The organism is Flammeovirgaceae bacterium SG7u.111 (assembly GCA_034044135.1).
Taxonomy (GTDB): domain Bacteria; phylum Bacteroidota; class Bacteroidia; order Cytophagales; family Flammeovirgaceae.
The window spans coordinates 2,415,977-2,431,398 of the sequence record CP139021.1 but is presented as its reverse complement, the minus strand read 5'-3'; the positions used below and the strand labels follow the sequence as shown (position 1 = coordinate 2,431,398).

Annotated in this window: 11 protein-coding genes; 4 read left to right on the top strand and 7 right to left on the bottom strand. The window is 38.9% G+C overall.

Annotation, left to right across the window (positions count from 1 at the left end; genetic code table 11):
* Positions 1-53 precede the first annotated feature (53 nt).
* The 4 genes from R9C00_09500 to R9C00_09485 form a co-directional block, all read right to left on the bottom strand.
* Complete coding sequence (locus R9C00_09500; GenBank protein ID WPO37684.1) at positions 54-695, bottom strand: sigma-70 family RNA polymerase sigma factor; 642 nt, start codon at positions 693-695, stop codon at positions 54-56.
* Between the two features lie 291 nt (positions 696-986).
* On the bottom strand, positions 987-2,270 hold the full coding sequence (locus tag R9C00_09495; GenBank protein ID WPO37683.1) for a CHASE2 domain-containing protein: 1,284 nt from the start codon (positions 2,268-2,270) through the stop codon (positions 987-989).
* 64 nt (positions 2,271-2,334) lie between these two features.
* Positions 2,335-3,165 (bottom strand): hypothetical protein, encoded by an 831-nt coding sequence (locus tag R9C00_09490; GenBank protein ID WPO37682.1) that lies wholly within the window; start codon positions 3,163-3,165, stop codon positions 2,335-2,337.
* 489 nt (positions 3,166-3,654) lie between these two features.
* Positions 3,655-4,929 (bottom strand): NAD(P)/FAD-dependent oxidoreductase, encoded by a 1,275-nt coding sequence (locus R9C00_09485; protein WPO37681.1) that lies wholly within the window; start codon positions 4,927-4,929, stop codon positions 3,655-3,657.
* A gap of 368 nt (positions 4,930-5,297) precedes the next feature.
* Here R9C00_09485 and R9C00_09480 point away from each other — a divergent pair, with 368 nt between their 5' ends.
* From R9C00_09480 to R9C00_09470, 3 genes are all read left to right on the top strand, one after another.
* A complete protein-coding gene (locus tag R9C00_09480) occupies positions 5,298-7,220 on the top strand; it encodes a glycoside hydrolase family 97 catalytic domain-containing protein (protein ID WPO37680.1) in 1,923 nt (640 codons plus the stop codon).
* A gap of 227 nt (positions 7,221-7,447) precedes the next feature.
* Positions 7,448-8,890: an SPOR domain-containing protein gene (locus R9C00_09475; GenBank protein WPO37679.1), complete on the top strand. Its 1,443-nt coding sequence runs from the start codon at positions 7,448-7,450 to the stop codon at positions 8,888-8,890.
* Between the two features lie 265 nt (positions 8,891-9,155).
* Positions 9,156-10,790, top strand: coding sequence for a PAS domain-containing protein (locus R9C00_09470; GenBank protein ID WPO37678.1), 1,635 nt, complete (start codon positions 9,156-9,158; stop codon positions 10,788-10,790).
* Between the two features lie 52 nt (positions 10,791-10,842).
* On the opposite strand, the gene R9C00_09465 is transcribed toward R9C00_09470, so the two are convergent.
* Positions 10,843-12,858 carry an alpha amylase C-terminal domain-containing protein gene (locus R9C00_09465; GenBank protein ID WPO37677.1) on the bottom strand — a complete coding sequence of 672 codons (2,016 nt, stop codon included), beginning with the start codon at positions 12,856-12,858 and terminating at the stop codon, positions 10,843-10,845.
* A gap of 200 nt (positions 12,859-13,058) precedes the next feature.
* Here R9C00_09465 and R9C00_09460 point away from each other — a divergent pair, with 200 nt between their 5' ends.
* Entirely contained in the window at positions 13,059-13,865 is an 807-nt protein-coding gene (locus R9C00_09460) for a hypothetical protein (GenBank protein ID WPO37676.1), read from the top strand.
* 176 nt (positions 13,866-14,041) lie between these two features.
* Here R9C00_09460 and R9C00_09455 read toward each other — a convergent pair whose 3' ends face one another.
* Positions 14,042-14,767: a DUF3307 domain-containing protein gene (locus R9C00_09455; protein ID WPO37675.1), complete on the bottom strand. Its 726-nt coding sequence runs from the start codon at positions 14,765-14,767 to the stop codon at positions 14,042-14,044.
* Positions 14,764-15,387, bottom strand: a complete 624-nt coding sequence (locus R9C00_09450) for a SatD family protein (protein WPO37674.1) — start codon at positions 15,385-15,387, stop codon at positions 14,764-14,766. The genes R9C00_09455 and R9C00_09450 overlap by 4 nt, the downstream gene beginning before the upstream one ends.
* Between the last annotated feature and the right edge of the window lie 35 nt (positions 15,388-15,422).

The window sequence follows — 15,422 nt, the reverse complement described above, 5'->3', positions numbered from 1 at the left end:
GGCAGAAACACATTAAAACGACATGAAAAAAATATGAGATTTCTATAAAAAAATCACAAACAACTAATTATGAATAAAATAAAGAGCCATTCAGGAACAGGTACAGTTGCTCCTTTCATACAGCTTATGCTCTGATAAATCAGATTTCTCGCCGACTTTGCGCTGCTCAGCCCCATTATATCGGCCGTTTCGGCATAGCTCAAATCTTCGTAATAAAAATGATAAATGGCCTCTCTTTGCCTTTTACTTAATTTCTTGAAGACTTGTTGGAGGTACTCTTTTTGAACTTGATTAAGCTGAAAGTCCATGTAATTATTCCCAGCGTCGAGAGAGATGGGGAAAGATTCTTTGTCACTAATCTGAATTGAGAAAGGTAATGCCCTCTTCTTTTTGACTGTTTTGACCACTCTTCGCCTAAACGATTTGAGCAAGTATGGCTTTACGCAAAGCACCTCTCCACAATTGGATTTATTTTTATTCAGGTCAATAAAAAAATCTTGAAGGGTATCTTCTAAGTCCGTGTTTGATAAACCAAACTGTTTTCCATAGTTATAGAGGACATCGAAGTATAAATCATACAACTGGGCAAAAGCATTTGGCTTTCCTGCTTTAAAAGCACTCCAAAGCATTCTATCAGATTCGGCACTACTGATAGCTATAGTTTCATTTTCACTTCTGGGTATATAATAATACATGTTGGTAGTTGGTAGCAGTGTCCTAAAAAACTGAACACCAATGGTGTAGTAAAAGAATTTATTTTGAATTTAATGAAAAAAGTCAAAATTAAAAGAAGTCTTCCTTTAATTTTGATACTCAATAAATAATCAATTAAGCACTTTTAAATTCCTAATTAGCTTTATCAATACTGTAATTCTTACCTATTCTTCATTACCAAAATAAAAAAAAGCCGAAACTCCTATACTTAGGATTTTCGGCTTTTGAATAGATCAAAACAACTAAAATTATCCGCTTAATGTAGGCATCTCTTATTTTTCTTTTTCACTCAAATCAGCACTTTCTTCCTCATCATCACCTCGACTGTTTTTAGGTTCTTTATTAGCAGCCGCAAGTTTCTTCTCCTTTTTCTCTTTCTTTCGTTTGTCCAATGCTACTATCCCCATTTCCAAGAAGTTCATGTAGAAGGACAAGAACAAAATAGTAAGGTGGATTTGAAAAAATACGTAACTTATAATAGAGATCAGCCCAAAGTACACAAGGTAAAAAGTGACATCAACCGTCATTTCTACCACAAAGTTGTAGCCCGCAAATTTCTTTTCTACAAAAACAGTAACTGGATCCCTGACCGTAAGAGCCTTGTAGGAAATGAGGGTAAAGGCAATAAACAGTAACAAAAGGAAATAAGGTGAAATGATATTATCGCCATATTCTAAGGCTAAAAAAGCATTGACCAGCACAATAGGGCCAGGTGTCTTCCCATAAATAGTGTTATGGATATCTTGGTCTTCAAAGTCACCGACTATTACTATCCTATCTTTGGCAAACTCCTGAATTACCTCGGGTGGGAAAAACAAAAGCTCATTTATGTAATAATAATTGTACTCGTTATTTTTAAATACGTCAAAATTATCAACGGGGTGATCAAGAACGAATGAGTTGAAAATTCTAGAATCGCCTATTTTATCGAACAGAAAGCCTTTTTCATACTTTTTGCCATGAATGGTCTCATACATGAGCAAAGGTGTAGTTTTCAGAGAATCTCCTTGGATGAGATGGTACTTCAATACTAAGTCTTTTTCCTCATCATCTACTATCATATCCGAAAGTCCTAGAGGTCCTTTTATGATGGGGTAAACAGGTTTCCCCTTAGCATCTTTGTGGTAAGACATGACGCAGTTTTTAATTTTCAAGAACTCCTTCTGTAGTGCAGCATCATGCGGTGAGGGGTCGAGGAAGTTAACGTCAATGAGCAGGAACTTGTGATTGTCGGGTTTTTGGTTGAATACATTGAGCAACTTAGCCAATGACTCGCGGTTGGTAATGGCTTGGTTTCCCAACGGAATACCGTTTGTATCTATCCTATCAATCAGTTGCTTGTCCCAAGATACGTTTACAAACATGAACCTGTCCCTATCAGGCTTTCTCTTTTGCTTCAACAGCTTGTTTTTAACGGCTGCGGTTACTTGGATAAGCACAACCTCGTCGTCGAGCGTAAAGGGAAGCGACAGGTAGACCAGTGTGACAATGATAAGAAAAAGGGCGTGCAACATTGACACGCCCAATCCCAACATCGATTTTATTTTTTTGCCCATTCTTTTTGTTTCCAATATCGTTTAAACCAACAACGAGCAAGCCTTGGTTTATTACAGCCTAAAACTAATTTTTAGAAATCAAGTCTTTTGAAAGCAACCATTCTTCAAATAATCCCTTGTTGGTCTGGCCGTGCACGTCAAGCACAAACTGATAAAGCTCTCCAGGAATTTTGTCCTCTGGTAAAATACCATTGCTCCTGATGAATGAGGCAACAGATTGAAGCTCCATTATCAATGTCTCTTCATCTACGAAAACAGGTTTGAATTTGGCTAAAGACTGCATGTCTTTGGTTTCCATGTCGAAATAGATCAAATCTACCGGCTCGGTGTTTTCTGGATCCACCATTACACCATGTGTTTTGTACAACCTAGTCTTGTTGAGCACCAAGTTATCACCTTCAATATGCACCTTCTTGTTGACTGGTCTAGAGTCTGTTTCGTAACGGTAGATAAATGACTTCTTATCATCTACTGGGAATTTAGTTTTGTTCGGTGTAAGCACAAGCTCTTCACCTATAATCACATATTTCCCTTCGCCAAAGAAGCCTTTGAAATCTTGAATATTTCTATAATCGCCTCTAGTGCTCATTTTTAGGTTACTTTCCATAGGAAGCAACACATCTTTTACAAAGCTCAAAAACTCGCCATCGGCTGATTTTGTCGATTTTTTTCCGTTCAAAATCATCCTGCCCTTTTCACGGCTCATTACTACTGCTGTCGCATCTTGGGTTATGAACCGAAGCTCGTCGTCTGCCGAAACCTTTGCCCCCACTTTGAGAGCTTCATTATTACTCTTGGTTTCGATATTTCCCTTTACATGAACAACATAATACGTTTGGGCCTGTACTGCTACGGCACATAGAACCCAAATAATAACTGCGCTGATAAATTTCATAGATATAAAATTAATACTGAGTTTTCTTAATTAAGAATTTGACTGACGTTTAGTTTTTAGAGCGAAATTAAACTTTTGGTTTTTTATGCAAAAATGCCACATTTACCACTTTAGCACTAAAACCGATAAATCTAACAATCGCCCTCATTCAAAAAAGCAGTTCTTCAAATGTATAAAAACTTGTTTTAAGCAGGTACATCCCCTTTGTAATTGAACGAAAAACATTCATAAAATAAGTAAAACCAATACATGATTCACCTATCAATTGTTTTTAATCCAAACATTTGGGGCATTTATCTTTCATTTGGCTTCCGCAATGTGGTTTATCTTCATTAAACATGATAGGTTACCCTTTACCTTCAAGCTTAAACAAGTGATTTTCAACCTTTTTACGCTAGCCTTTTCACAATACCCTAAAACATTTTGCTAAGTCTAGATTCTTTTGCTCAGAAACTTTTTTTGATTGATAGAAGACAAACAGGGAATGGTCTATGTCAAAAAATACCTGTTCTCTCTTTTCTCGTTAAGTTCAAAAACCGCTCTTTCTGCAGTTTCCATGGCTCCGTGTAAGGTGGCCGGATGCCCGTTGTAGTTAGTAGCCTCCCCCGCAAAAAACACCTTATCATCAATAGGTTTTGCCAACTCTTCGCGCATGCCTTCCGAGTTTGGCTTATCATAAGAATACATCCCCCATATATAAGGTTCTTTACCCCAATCCATCAATGTGCTTTCTTCTAAGTTAGTTGATGCAATATTGCTACCAAAAATTTCATCAAGTTCATTTACGATCAAGTCAACTGCCTTGTTGCCTAAACTACCCAAATATTCTGCTTTTACTCCTGTAACATAGCCAATCAAGTAATTTTCTGTTTTTTCTTGCCTTGGAAAAGGAGAATAATACGTAGGGCAAAGTTTACTCCCCCATATTTCAAACATTTTTTTCTTCCAAAACTGCTTACGAAACTTCAACACTATTTTCATCCCAGCACCCATGCCCAGCCTATGGAAAGCAGCTGTTTTCTCGGCAGGCAGGCTTGGAATAAACTTGATAATCTTCTTTTTGAGCACCGAAACTGGTACTGTTACCAACACCGCATCGGCAGTATATATTTTCTCATCTAAGGATACCGCCTGAACCTTGCTCTCCGAGTAGTTGATTTCGGAAATAGGTTTTTCGTAAATAATATTCCCATGGAGCAACTGAACAAACTCATCCAAAACCCGGATCATCTGGCTCTGGATTTTATAATCCTTCTGCCCAGCCGACCACATTTGCTCCGTGGCAGCTAAGCTTCTCAAGCCCAAACGACTATTGCTCGTACCATACTCCACGGCAAAAACATCCATTAATACCCGAAACTTGGAAAGCACAACATCCTTTTTGATAAAATTATCCACCGTAAGCTCATGCTCCCTATATTTCCAAAAGTTCTCGAAAAAGTCAAATACAAATTTCAACTCGGGGATTTTTTCCAGCCATTTGTCCTCGTTTTTAAGCACTCCTTTATAGTATAAAAAGGATTTACCTTTTGCCCTATAGGTACCTATACCCTTTTGCGCCACATATTCCTTCAACAAAGAATATTGCCCATGAATAAATTCTGCTCCAAGTTCCAAAGGCTCACCCTCCGCACTTTGGACAGATCGGATTCTTCCCCCATATCGCTTGGTAGCCTCCAACACCGTTACCTCAAAACCTTTAAGCTTGAGCAAATAAGCAGCGTACAAGCCTGAAATCCCCGCACCGATTACTATGACTTTCATTTTTTTTCAATTAAAAAACCCTTCACACTATAATGAAATTCTCAAAAGAACAACAGTTAAGTGACTACAAAAAGTTGAACCTTTTCAAACTCTTCTACGATGAGACGATATTTTTTTGCAAACTATGAATTATGCTGCAGTTAATTAAAAATCAAGCTCAAACTTTAGTAGAATTTTATTTAGGAAAAAAGAAAAAGGTCTCAAAAAAGCAGAATTACTCAAAGTGAATCTTTATATATGTATATTTGACACTTATTTATCGCATTCATTTTATAAAAAGGATGACAAAACTGGATATAAATCTGAAAAAGAATGCCATTAGCCTAATTTAACATGTGATTTTTTAATCACCTCAAACTAACTTGAATATGAAAATCATTAAAAAATTTGTACTAATCGCCATCGGCGCCCTACTGCTCTCAGCTTGTAGTAGAAAAAAAACAGTTGAAATCATTAGCAGTCCCGATGGGAAAATTACTGTATCTGTGGAAGAAAAAGGTGGGGAGATTTTTTATAACGCAATCTACCAAAGCGACACCATCCTTCGCGGCTCCAAGTTGGGTATTGAGTTTGGAGAAACAAACAAATGGAAACTTCAGAATACATCTGAAACCATTCTAGTAAATGATTTCTATGAATTGGTTCATGGTAAAGCCGCATCATCAAACTATGAAGCTAACCAACGTAAATTCGAATTTAAAGATGACAAGCAACAAGTGCTAACGATCATTTTCCAGCTTTCCAACGACGGAGTTGCTTTCCGATACGAAGGAGTTACCCCAACCCCATTAACCATTTCAAATGAACTCACCGAATTCAACTTCCCCGATGACACCAAGGCTTGGATTCAGCCTATGTCCAAGGCAAAAACTGGTTGGGAAAGTTCCAACCCATCTTATGAAGAAGCTTATTTTCAGGGAGTTTCGCTAACTACTCCTTCCCCTACCAAATCTGGGTGGGTCTTCCCCGCCCTTTTCGAATTAAAAAACTGCAATGTACTAATAAGCGAGACGAACCTAGGTGATGAATACTGCGCTTCTAGGCTAGACAACAGCAATGGAATTTTCACCATTGATTTCCCACAAAAAGAAGAAGTAATGGCTTCAGGAGCGGCACTGAACCCTGAAATTGAAGGTACATGGGAATCACCTTGGCGCTTCATGGTAATTGGCAGCTTGAAAACTGTAGTAGGATCAAACTTGGGAACCGACTTGGCTGCGCCTCAAATGGAGATGACAACAGATTGGATAGCGCCAGGCATTTCAGCATGGAGCTGGGTGTTGTACAAAGATGATAGCACGGTTTACCCTGTCCAAAAACGCTTCGTTGACTATGCTAAGTCCATGAACTGGAATTACTGCTTGGTCGATGCCGATTGGGACCGTAAAATTGGTTATGAAAAAGCTGAAGAGCTCGTAAAATATGCCGACTCGCAAAATATCGGAATAATCCTTTGGTATAATTCAGCTGGAGACTGGAATACAACCCCTTACACTCCGAGGGACAAAATGATGGATGGGGAAACACGTAGAGAAGAATTTGCCAAACTACATAAAATGGGTGTAAAAGGGCTTAAGATAGATTTTTTTGGAGGAGATGGGCAATCCATGATCAACTATTACCATGATATTTTACGAGATGCCGCTGAATACAAATTGATGATCAATTTCCATGGAGCTACACTTCCAAGGGGCTGGCACCGAACCTACCCACACCTAATGACTATGGAGTCCATTAAGGGGCAAGAATTTATTACATTTGATCAAAACGTCGCAGATTTGCAACCTGAGCATTGTGCAACTATACCTTTCACTAGAAATGTATTCGACCCGATGGATTTCACACCCATGTGTTTTGGAGAAATCCCCAATATACAGAGAAGAACACGAAATGGTTTTGAACTTGCTTTGCCCACTTTATTCTATTCAGGTATACAGCATATGGCAGAAAACCCTGAAGGAATGGCAACTGTGCCCGATTATGTAAAAAGCTACTTGCAAGAATTCCCTCGAAAATGGGATGAAACGGTTCTCTTGGATGGCTACCCTGGAAAGTACGTGGTAATGGCTCGCCGAAGTGGACACATATGGTACATTGGTGGAATCAACGGGGAAAATACGGACAAAAGCATTGAGCTAGATTTGACCCAACTGACCCTATCTTCGGGAAAGTTCATTGGAGATGGAGATGGTTCTCGTGATTTCTCAATCCGAAACTTGGCACAAGACGAACTAAGTAAGCTGAAAGTAGAATTGAAGCCTTACGGAGGTTTTGTTGTCCGTGGGGAGTAGTTGGTTATTGAAAATTTACACTAAAAAGGTTAGCAACACGCTAGCCTTTTTTTCATTTACAAAATCCAGTTATACTTCGCCAAAAGCACTTTTTCCCCATTTCATTTTCTCGTTACAAAAAGGCTTTATAACTTGTCGATAGCAATTGACAGAGCGGGTAAATGCTACTCTTTATTTTACAAAGTAAACATAAGCCCAAAACCGTAAATCACAACAGCTATAAGAAAATGCAAACTCTTAGTTTCTTTCGATCAACAGCCTTTTCATTTATACTTATTTATCTTTTTAGTTCTTGCCAAACCGAACAGTTTGACGAAACGACGCCATACGCCATCCAAATTGGTAAATACAGGCTCATAGGAGATGCCATAAAAACAATCCAACGTGTAAAAAGCATGGGAATCTCTCCCTATTTGCTTCTTCACAAAGACAAAAAAGAAGGGGAGTGGTATTTAGTAGTCGCCGATGCTTATTCTAGCTTGGAAGAAACCATGGCCAATAAAATAAAATACGAAGACAGCTATGGTATTTTAAGTATTGACATCATCAACTTCAACTCGCTAAAGGATGAGATTAAAGCAATAAACGAAAATGATTTTGAAAATTTCAACCTAGCGACTCAGCCACCTACCGTAGATGCCAAAATAAACGAAACGGCTCAAAAGCTCCACTTCAGCAATGCTTTCCAGTTGCTTGAAGCCACTATTATAAATACGCTGGACAGCGTAGAGGTAATGAGAATTTCTCTAATGAAAAGTAAAGTACCTGATTATCCAAGGGGCATTATTCCCCAAAAGCTGATTTATAATTCGAGCTGCGTGGCAGAAGGTGTTTACCAAGATGACCTCATTGGCGGGAATTTCACCGCCCAAGTGATGAAGCTCAAATCTACGCATCCTTACGGAGACAACATTGCTGAACATTTTGCCAAGAAAATAATGGATACACGGGACTATGATTTTGAAGAAATGCTACCCGTAACTATTGATGCCTATTCACCACTAAAAGGATATTTGGTCAATATTGAACCAAAAAAAGGCAGGTTGATTCGCTACATGGTGCTGAGCGACGAAAGCCAAGGTTTCCTGTATTTTTTGCAGTCGGCCAAGTGTAAAGAAGAACAAATAATGGCTTTCGCCAAAAAATTTGGAGGCACAGAAGGGATTACACATTATACACATTTCTACAATACATTTACCACCTTGCCCACCAGTCCCAATCCTGAAAACCAGCTAATTGCCTTTACGGTAGAAATAAACAGAGAATCGAGCAAAGGAAATTTGGCAGTGCTCAGAGAAGGAGGTATTTTCTCCAAATCGGTTTTTAGGAACACAAACGAGCTAGGTGCTTGGGAATATTTTATCCAACGCTACAATTCCGACAGTCTTGCGCAAAAAATATTCTCAGTAGGTTACTCTCCTTCCAAAAGAAACCCCAAAGATTCACTGGTGGTAAATGGGCAACAGGGCTGGCACACTACGCTAAGAAGGCGTATACCCAATTCATTGAAGCTGCAAGACGTTAACAACGAGGTGCAATTTACCACTGGTAACAACATAATTATACTAAGCAACAAAGGAAGAGGTAGGATTCCAAAGGAAAATATGATGGATTTTGCTGCTCAACTCCAACTTACTGAAGAGCTTAAAGAAGAGAGTTCTTTTTGGTAAGCTATAACGTTACTGTTTTCTTGAGAGTCGTCCAATGAATTTATCAGCTTTTGATATACCCTTTTGATATACCAAAAAGCTATGGGAATGGTATGTCTTTGGGTTTAATATCAAAATTCACAACATCCGTTTCTTACCTAATGGATTTGAGTTAACAAAAGCGAACATACTCGCAACATTTTATACATCATACAATTCCACAAACCCTTAACGTTAAACCTAAAATCGTTATTAATTAAACAAAATTACAATTCCAATGCCCCCGATGAAAAAAAATATTCCTTTAAGGTTAATCAAACATTCAACACTACAAAAGGCTAAAAATTCACTTCACGAAAAAGATGAGCTAATAAAAACGGCAATTACATTCATCAACTCCGTTGAAAATGGGAACTTTGACTTTAGCATTTTAGAAAGCTTTTCTAACCAAAAGCATGACCTTACCGATTCATTGTCCAAGATGGGCAAAAAAATCAATGATATCAACGAACAGGAAAAAAAACGAAACTGGGCTATTGAGGGGCTAGCCAAATTTGGAGAGATCTTACGCCAAAACAACGATGATTTATCCAGCCTTTCAGATAGCATTATCAAAAACTTGGTAAAATATACCAATGCTAACCAAGGAGGTTTATTTATTTTAAACAATGAACCTGAAGGTGACCAATATTTAGAACTAACAGCTTGTTATGCCTACAACAGAAAGAAACACCTTGATAAAAAAATAGCGTTGGGGCAAGGCTTAAATGGTCAAGTATTTCTGGAAAAAAAGACTACCTACCTAACAAGAATCCCTAAGAATTATATAAACATCACTTCAGGACTGGGCGATGCCCCGCCTAGGGCTATTCTGATCGTCCCCTTAAAAATAAACGATACTGTTTATGGAACGGTTGAGCTAGCTTCATTCAACCTTTTTGAACCACATCACATCGAATTTGTAGAGAAACTTGGAGAAAGTATTGCCTCGACTATTTCCAGTCTGAAGGTTACATTGCAAACCAAGAAGCTATTACAAGAAAATCAGCAAAAAGCTTCTATGGTACAAGCCCAAGAGGAAGAGCTTAGGCAAAATTTTGAGGAAATGCAGGCTACGCAAGAAGCCTTAAGCAGGAAAAACATTGAGCTCGAAAACTTTTCCGCTGAATCTAGATGCATACTGGGTGCTATTGATTCGACAATGGCTACTATTGAATTTACTCCTACAGGTGAAATTGTTTCAGCCAATGAAAACTTCCTCAAAACCATGAAATACTCCCTTAGCGAAATCAAGGGGAAACATCACCGTATATTTGTTTCAAAAGATGTACTTGAATCGGGTTTATACGAAAAATTTTGGAAGAGACTCGCAAGTGGAAACCCATTTAATGGAATTTACAAAAGGTTAAATTCAAAAGGAGAGGTTGTTTGGTTAAATGCAATCTACAACCCCATACTGGATGCAGACGGAAGTGTTATTAAAGTAATCAAGTTTGCCAATAATATTACTGAACAACAAAACCTGATTGCGGAAAGGAAAGGAATATTAGAGGGCATAGACCATGCAATGGCTACCATCGAGTTCACTACGAATGGTGAAATCCTTAAGGCTAATGAAAAGTTCCTCCAATCGACGGGGTATGAACTGGATGAAATAGTAGGCAAACACCACCGAATATTTGTGCCTAAAGAAATAAGAGAATCAGCTTCATACCAAACCTTTTGGGAAAAACTTGCAAGTGGAGAATCGTTTTCTGGTTCTTTCAAAAGGATAAATGCAAAGGGGGAAGATATATGGCTGAATGCAATTTACAACCCAGTTAAAGATGCTGAGGGAAATATTAAAAAAGTAGCAAAGTTTGCTACAATTGTTTCTAACAAAAAAGAAGAAACAGAAAATGAGAACTTAGTTTCTAATTAAAAAATTACCCTCAGCTATAAAATTCATGGCTGAGGGTAATTTTAATAAGCCATTATCGCCTCGCCTTTTTCATAACCAAAGCAGTTCTATTGGTAAGGTAAATACTCACTTTTTGATCCGCATTTGTGCTATAAGCCAAGCTTTCATCTATGCGATCGTGCCCTCCAAACTCTGGGTTATCAGAATTCAAGATAATTTTGTATTTGCCTTTCTTAGGTACCCAAAAACGGTAATCTTCAATAGAATTGGATGGATGGAAGTTGAAAACAAACACCAAATCACCCTTACTAAAAATAATCACTTTGTTGGTCTCATCCATATTGAGTTGCCAAGCATGTTGCGTAGCCATCACCCTATATTTCTTCACTAGCTTTATCATGTGCTCATCAAACTTGTTGAGCCATTTGTACTTCAGATTTTCATCATCTACCAAAGACCATTGCCTTCTTGCATATTTGTAGCTCCAGTCGTTACCTTCCCTCGGAAAATCTACCCATTCGGGATGACCAAACTCATTGCCTATAAAAGTTAAATAACCATCACCTCCTAACGAACAAGTGAACAGTCGGATCATTTTATGCAGGGCAATTCCTCGGTCTATCACCAAGTTTTCGTCCCCAATAGCCATATGCCAGTACATATCTTTGTCCATCAGCCAGAAAGCCAAGCTCTTGTCACCTACCAACGCCTGGTCATGTGACTCTGCATAAGCGATTACCCGCTCTCCTTCCCTCTTGTTGTTGAGCACACCCCACATTTCGTGAATGTTCCAATCTTCGTCTTTTGAGTGCTTCAAAAGCTTTATCCAATAATCGGGAATACCCATGGCCAATCGGTAATCAAAGCCAAGCCCTCCTTCGTCTATTGGCCGGCTCAAACCAGGCATCCCACTCACGTCTTCAGCTATGGACAATGCTCCCGGCTTTATCTCATGAATGAGGTCATTTGCCAATTGCAAATAGGTAATAGCCTCATTTTCTATATCATTTACAAAGTACTTATCATAATGATCGAAAGCTGTGTGCCCGTGGTGTGTAAACATCATTGACGTTACCCCATCAAACCTAAATCCGTCAAAATGGAATTCCTCTAACCAATAGGTTACGTTGGAAAGCAAAAACTGTATCACTTCCCATTTCCCATAGTTGAAAAGTTTCGAGTCCCAAGCAGGGTGGTGTCCCTTTCCTCCAGCATGAAAGTATTGGTAATCCGTACCATCAAACTCATTCAAGCCCTCGTTTAGGTTTTTGACCGCATGTGAATGGACAATGTCCATAATTACGGCAATTCCTGTTTTGTGGGCTTTATTTATCAAATACTTAAGATCCTCGGGAGTACCAAATCTAGAAGAGGGTGCAAAAAAGTTAGAAACATGGTAACCAAACGATCCATAATATGGGTGCTCTTGCACAGCCATCATCTGAATAGTGTTGTAGCCAAGCTTCTTTATTCTCGGAAGTACATTGTCGGCAAACTCGCGATACGTACCCACACCATCTTCCTCCGTAGCCATTCCTACATGACTTTCGTAGATCAAAGGTTCGCTAATACTATTGATATCGAACTTTTCGTCTGTCCACTTAAATGGGCGGGGTGGATCCCAGAGCTGCCCGGCAAAATCATGTGTTTCAGGGTTTTGAACCACACGTGTCATCATAGCAGGAATACGGTCAAAGCTACCGTGTTGAGTAACCACATGGACCTTGATCAAGCTCTGGTGAACAAACTTATTGCTATAGGTTTTGGCATCGAGAAATATTTCCCACACGCCATTATCTACCCGTTTCAAAGGATGAGACGTCCTATCCCATTTGTTAAAATCACCTGTTAGGTAAAGTGCATTTGCCATTGGCGCCCATTCCCTATAATACCAGCCCTTGTCCTTTTTGCTGTAGTTGATACCTAAATTGTGGTGAGCACTGGCAAAAGCTGGAAGGCTACCGTAATGTTCTTCCAATGATTTAAGCGTATCTTTGTACCTCTCGTAGCGAGCAGTTACTTGATCATTGTACGGTTCTAGCCAAGGATCATCTTTTATCAGACGAAGAACGGGAGCTTTTTTTGACATCTAAATCAAATTTTTAGTTAATTGAGCGATATTACACAGACTTACACAACCTACTCAAATAAAAATTATGCGCAAGTATTTTGTTAGTTTTTTGAAGGTGAATAATGAGAACATCCGTGTCAATTGACCATGTTCTCATTATTTATATGCTCAATATTACAAAATACTGCTCATTAAACCACACAGCACTCTAATTAATAATGGACAGAAAGAAGTTTATTTTTTTATTAATTACCACTTTGTTATTTCTCACCTTTACCCAAGGTACTTTTGCTCAATCACTCATCCACGATGAACCCGATCTGTATTTTAGTCCTAACCAAAATATTTTGGATAAAGGTGGTATTCAATTCTTTTCTACCATGCTCGGCAAAGAGTTCAACATACTCTTTCCCGATAGTAGCAACATCAATATTTCACTGGAAAAAGATATTTTACCACTCGATGTATTTGGCTACTGGCATAAGAAAGGCGAAGAAAACTACTACATTTTACTCACGAAAACAGTTTTTACCATTTCACAACCCCTCTCCTACTTTTCCAACGAAAGGCTTAGCGACTTGGGCTACTTACAAAAGACTTTACCTGAATTCAATATCTCAAAAATAGAGGATGGTGCATTCAAAATGGAATGTGGCTTTTGGGCACCAACCATCAAATATAAGCTTGATTTCTATACACCTCCCTTCCAAGGAGATACATTGCTAGATCTTATCGCTTTTTCCAAATCACATGAACCTGCTGGCCTTCCTGACAAGGTCGTGATCCAACACAACTACGAATATGGAAAAGTGCTCATGCACAAAACCTCAAAGATGTCCATCTCCCTTTCCAACTACTACATCCTCTCAGACTACGAAACCCTAGAAGTAAACTATACGCTCAATTATATTCACGACATTCCTCCTGACTTTATCGGTGGACACGAGTTCCTCCGCAAGGAGATAAAAAATGGGATTTTAGATTTGATTAAGCACACCAGAAAAATAGCCGAGGAAATTGAGTAGAAGGAGCAAATCCTAAGGACTTATTTAAGTAAGTGGACATAAAAAGCCGTATCCGCTATGCTTCGTTAAAAAATCCTTCCACAATTGGGCTATACAAGGTTTTTTTGTCCCGACGGGGAACCGCTCACCTAACGAACAAATAACCGCATCCAAATATACGTTTATCTTATCTCCACCTACTTAAAGCTAGGCAACTTACTCAAGAAAAGATAAACCAACCCGACCAGAATAGCCGACCCTACGCTCAGCAGCGTACCTATCAAAATATATTCGGTCAGTTTTCGGTCTTTTGCCCTGCTTAAATCCCCAAAGCGGAACACCGATTTTGCTGCTATCAAAAAGCCGATTGCCTGCCAATGATTGGTCGCCACAAACACAAAGACAAACAGTCTCTCCAGCATGCCTATGTACTTTCCCGCATTTTGCAACGACTCCTCCCCCTTTTCCTGAAAATCATTGTTCCATTTAGAAAAAAACACCTGCATTGCAACGGAAACCACATAAGTAAGCGTAACCAAGCAAATTACTAACAACAGGATTTTCGATCCGAAAGCAGTTAAGTTTTTAAGAGGAAACGGTTTGTAAGCATGCACTACCAAGGCAATAACCCCTACATGCATAGCCTGATCTAAGATAAAGTAACGCCCCTGGTTCTTCTCGTTTTGTACATATAATTTAAAAAGGTCTATAAGGTAATGGGCAACTACAACCACAACAACCCCAAGCCAGTATTTCGACTGGAAACCAACAGCTACCACAGTCAATATCAGGTGGATGAGCACATGGGCATATAGGTAAGGAGACTTGATTTTTTTGACTTCCTTATCAGCAACAGATTTATCACTTTGCAGGGTAAAATCGCCGATCAAATGCGCTAACAACAATTTAAAAAATAGAATCATATCTTGTCTGAAGTGTTTTTATGCACTATAAGCTTTCTAAATCGCTTTTCTACTTTCATTACCTCCTCGTAGCCCGCCCGCCTGAAGCGGCTACTTACATTGCTTTGGGTAATCTTTAACATTTCCGATAGCTCCATCTGAGTTTTATGAGGATGCTCTATTGCCAACTGTACTATTTCTGCTGAGTTTGCAGTCCAATTATCAATAGTGAGCAAAGCAAGTTCTAAGTACAAATTGATTTCCTCATCTAGCTCATGCCACGGCGACTTCAGTGCAAGCGTCTTTTTCTTCAACGTATCGAAGCACTTTCCTGCATGTATAAAAACTTCCCCTTGCGACTCCATCACCCTTTCTGCTTCATAGCTCACTCCTCCTATCCCAATTCCCATCCGCACATTTAGCCCTTTTAACTGCTTTATGGCTGCCTTTAGACGCAAAGCCACCAGCAAAGCACATTGAGGATTTTCCACCTGCAATTGGAAACTATCACCTCTGTAAATATCCCATTTTTTGGGAGAAGCGCCATATTCACCCAATATTCTTTTGAGTATTTTTAGCCATTGCCCTGGTTGCTCCGCCTTCCTAGAGTCTATGATATCACCCGTAATTACTGCTTTCATAATTATCTTCTTTAAAAGAGATAATTAAATATATC

Excerpts from the sequence above, each read along its gene's own strand:
- R9C00_09500 (WPO37684.1), bottom strand. The coding sequence starts at position 695 with ATGTATTATTATATACCCAGAAGTGAAAATGAAACTATAGCTATCAGT.
- R9C00_09495 (WPO37683.1), bottom strand. The coding sequence starts at position 2,270 with ATGGGCAAAAAAATAAAATCGATGTTGGGATTGGGCGTGTCAATGTTG.
- R9C00_09490 (WPO37682.1), bottom strand. The coding sequence starts at position 3,165 with ATGAAATTTATCAGCGCAGTTATTATTTGGGTTCTATGTGCCGTAGCA.
- R9C00_09485 (WPO37681.1), bottom strand. The coding sequence starts at position 4,929 with ATGAAAGTCATAGTAATCGGTGCGGGGATTTCAGGCTTGTACGCTGCT.
- R9C00_09480 (WPO37680.1), top strand. The coding sequence starts at position 5,298 with ATGAAAATCATTAAAAAATTTGTACTAATCGCCATCGGCGCCCTACTG.
- R9C00_09475 (WPO37679.1), top strand. The coding sequence starts at position 7,448 with ATGCAAACTCTTAGTTTCTTTCGATCAACAGCCTTTTCATTTATACTT.
- R9C00_09470 (WPO37678.1), top strand. The coding sequence starts at position 9,156 with ATGAAAAAAAATATTCCTTTAAGGTTAATCAAACATTCAACACTACAA.
- R9C00_09465 (WPO37677.1), bottom strand. The coding sequence starts at position 12,858 with ATGTCAAAAAAAGCTCCCGTTCTTCGTCTGATAAAAGATGATCCTTGG.
- R9C00_09460 (WPO37676.1), top strand. The coding sequence starts at position 13,059 with ATGGACAGAAAGAAGTTTATTTTTTTATTAATTACCACTTTGTTATTT.
- R9C00_09455 (WPO37675.1), bottom strand. The coding sequence starts at position 14,767 with ATGATTCTATTTTTTAAATTGTTGTTAGCGCATTTGATCGGCGATTTT.
- R9C00_09450 (WPO37674.1), bottom strand. The coding sequence starts at position 15,387 with ATGAAAGCAGTAATTACGGGTGATATCATAGACTCTAGGAAGGCGGAG.